This is a genomic window from Bradyrhizobium macuxiense (assembly GCF_001542415.1).
Lineage (GTDB): Bacteria > Pseudomonadota > Alphaproteobacteria > Rhizobiales > Xanthobacteraceae > Bradyrhizobium > Bradyrhizobium macuxiense.
Genome location: NZ_LNCU01000093.1, coordinates 15824 through 19231, shown reverse-complemented (window position 1 = coordinate 19231; position 3408 = coordinate 15824). Strand labels below are relative to the sequence as shown.

Genomic DNA, 3408 nt, shown 5'->3' with positions numbered 1-3408 from the left:
AGGTCGTGCCGCCATCGGTCGAGATCTGCCACTGGTAGCTGACCGCATTGTCGGTTTGCCCGGCATTCGCCGACGCGGTCAGCGTCTGGCCTTCCTGCGCGATGCCGCTGATGGTCGGCGTCGAGATCGTCGGTGCCGCGTCGATCACTGCACTGGTTGCCGTGCTGGTCGCCGCAGCCGTCAGCCCCTGCTCGTTGGTCGCCGTCGCCACCACCTCGATCTTGAAGCCTTCATCGGACTCCTTCACCACATAGGTCGAGCCCGTCGCACCGGCGATGTTCACATAGCTGCCGCCCGGGCCAGTGTTCTCCATCCACTGATAGCTGACCGGGTTGTCGCCCTGGCCGGCGTTCGCCGAGGCGGTCAGCGTCTGGCCTTCCTGCGCGAGGCCGCTGATGGTCGGCGTCGAGATCGTCGGTGCCGCATCGGTCACCGCCGAGGTGGCCGTACTGGTCGCCGCAGCCGTCAGCCCCTGCTCGTTGGTCGCGGTCGCCACCACCTGGATCAGATCGCCCTCGTCGGCCTCCGTCACCGCATAGGTCGCGCCGGTGGCGCCACCGATGTTGGTGAAGGTCGCGCCGCCATCGGTCGAGATCTGCCACTGATAGCTGACCGCATTGTCGGCTTGCCCGGCGGTCGCCGAGGCGGTCAGCGTCTGGCCTTCCTGCGCGATGCCGCTGATGGTCGGTGTCGAGATCGTCGGTGCCGCGTCGATCACTGCAGCGGTTGTGGCGCTTGCGGTGACGGTGCCGCTGAGGTTTCCGGCCACATCGGTGACTACGACCGATATCTTTGTGCCCTCGTCACCCTCAGCGACCAGGTAAGTCGAGTTGACCGCGCCGCTAATGTCTACGCCGCCGCTCTGCCATTGATAGGTGACGCTGTCGTCACTCTTAGCGCCGGTGACAACGGCGGTGAGCGTCTGGCCCTCCTGCGCCGTGCCAGCGATGGAAGCAGTCACCGTCGGCAGCTTGGTGTCGAACGTGACGGCGTGTGAGCTTTCAATCGTAGTCGGATTACCGTTTACAAAGACATCAGCCGAAAGTTGGTATGTTCCGTCTGAAAGGGACCCCAGCGGGATCGTTGTTTTCCACGATCCGTTCAGTTGCACCGTGGCGTAGTAGTTCGTCCCACCCAGCGTGACCTGGATGACGGTCCCAACCGCCACGTTTGTTGTCGTTCCGGTGACGACGATATTGCCCGACGCCGCGTCAGGAGCATTGATCAGCCAAGGATTTGACTGGGTCGGCTCAATCGGATTGATCGAAATTGATGGTAACCCTAAGTTGGTGCCAGTGCTGACACCCAGAAAATCGCTCTGCGATAGCTTGGTGACACCGGCTACATCGATCTTCAGATCAGCAACGCCATCGCCATTGGTATCGGCAAAAACGAACGAGCCTCCACTTCCGTCGCTCGAGTACCAGACTCCATACTTACTTGGGGTTGTCCCCGACCAAATAAGCTCATCAAGGCCCTTAGAAAGAAACGCCGAATTCGATCCAGCGTATGCGTCCGTTATTAGCTTTCTGAGGTCGATTTTATCGACGCCCTGGTTGAAGCCGTTAATGACATCCCACTGCGATCCGGTGCCATTGAAGGAGTCATTTGCAGTGGCGTAGCTAAAGACATTGGCGATCTGGCCGTTCAATGTTGCTTGAAAGACGTTCTTTCCAACACTGCTGTTGATGTCGAGAGCGGTGAGCAGCGACGTGCTCGTTAGCCCGGAACTCACCAAACCAGAGACCGTGGAGAAAGCGCTCAAGAACGTCGACGCACTGATCGCGCTGAACGCGACCTGAGTGGCGCCCACCATAGAATTCCCGTAGGGATCGCTTTGAACGAGAGTGAAATTGCCCGTGGATGTCGCAGCGAGCGTGTAATACAGACCCGCGCTATCCTCGAATGTAAGCTTTAGATTGCCAGACCAGAACGATGTATCAATGGTAAGCGTTTGCGTTGCGTTCGTCGTCGGGAACAGCGCGTTTGCAATATCCTGCAGCTCAATTGTCTCAGTGCCGCCGGTATTATCGGCGGTTATCGTATCGAGCACATTTAGGTTGTCTACGGTCGCCCCGTTGCTCGTCGTTGTGTTCGTCATGTTCACGGCCCTCCCACTCGACTTGCCGCGCTTTCAATGAAAGTCGCGCGCTAACGCCAAATTCTTTTCTGGCTAGATTCAATGGCGCGCATCAGCTCACCGTCAATCCGGCACCGATCCTGCGCGTGGTTTGTGCTGACGTCGGCTTCAGCGCTCGACCCGTTCGAGGCAATTGCGCTGGCTTCAAAACGACTGGCCATGATGCCGCCTGCAATCGCTTGCTTTGCAAATTTCTTGCTTGTCTGGGTGAGCTGTCAGCAGTGACAGCGTGTCGAGCGGATCGCGCCCGCCCCGTCGATTGTGGGTCAAGCGAGAGCGCCAGTCCGTCCGGGACGGACGGCTCTTCGTTGGACGGCAACGGATCATTGGCCGACGCGACCGAGGATCGACGTCGACGTTGGCGCTTGACGCGGATGACGACGAAGGCTTCGAAATGTCTTGCAGGCGCGATGCAACAGCGGACCGGTCGACGCTCGGTTCGGCCTTGCGGGAAAAAACAACGCGACCCAATACTACACTCCTCAACTCTACCGACGTAGAGCAGGGGTGGTCGCACTCGAAATCAATTCACTGCAGTCGACGCCCGAAATCTAAGAGCGAGCGCTCGCCTCAAACGGTTTTGAATTTGCTCTTCGGTCCAGCCGTGAAAAGAGTCCGAACACAATCCCTGCCCTATGCATCTGCTTGAGCCGCGAAAACTGCGTCTGCAAATGCCCATTAATTAAACTTGTTCGGAGAGCTGTCGCCTTTCGATGCGCTGTCTTCACCCAACCAGTGCTCGAAAGGGCAACGATCCCTCCACCTAAATCCGTGACAATTTGCCGCAAATTTACTCGGACGTCCATACGCCGCGCCGTAAAACTCTCGCTAACTATTAATACGGCGAGATCCACGAGTTCCCGCACAAGCGCGTTAATAGTCATACGAAAACCCCGCAGATCTACGGGTCGCCCCCAAACGCGAACGTCACGGCCAGCAACGCCGGTTAGCCGGATCGCGCCCGCCGGCCACGGTCGGCTGTCCGGCATCGAGCGTACGAAAAGCAGATTCCACGAAGGACGGCGTGTCGCCCAGATGACCGGGACCGCGGGCTTGAACGACGCGACGATCACCACTAGCAGCGCGGCCCACGCCAGCACGGTCCATGGCCAAACGGGGACCCGACGTCGCCCAGGGAGCCCGCGCCGCCCGTTGTACGCGCAGGAGCTTCGCGCTCCGCGCACCATCGCTTCCCACTGAAATGAAGCTCGAATGCTACCCCAGCTAGTTGCCAGACCAAAACGCTCTGCAAAACGATCGGCGGGCAC

Annotated in this window: 1 pseudogene; it reads right to left on the bottom strand. The window is 59.3% G+C overall.

Annotation, left to right across the window (positions count from 1 at the left end):
• A pseudogene (locus AS156_RS42400) lies at nt 1-2101 on the bottom strand (hypothetical protein); the annotation flags it as partial.
• Between the last annotated feature and the right edge of the window lie 1307 nt (nt 2102-3408).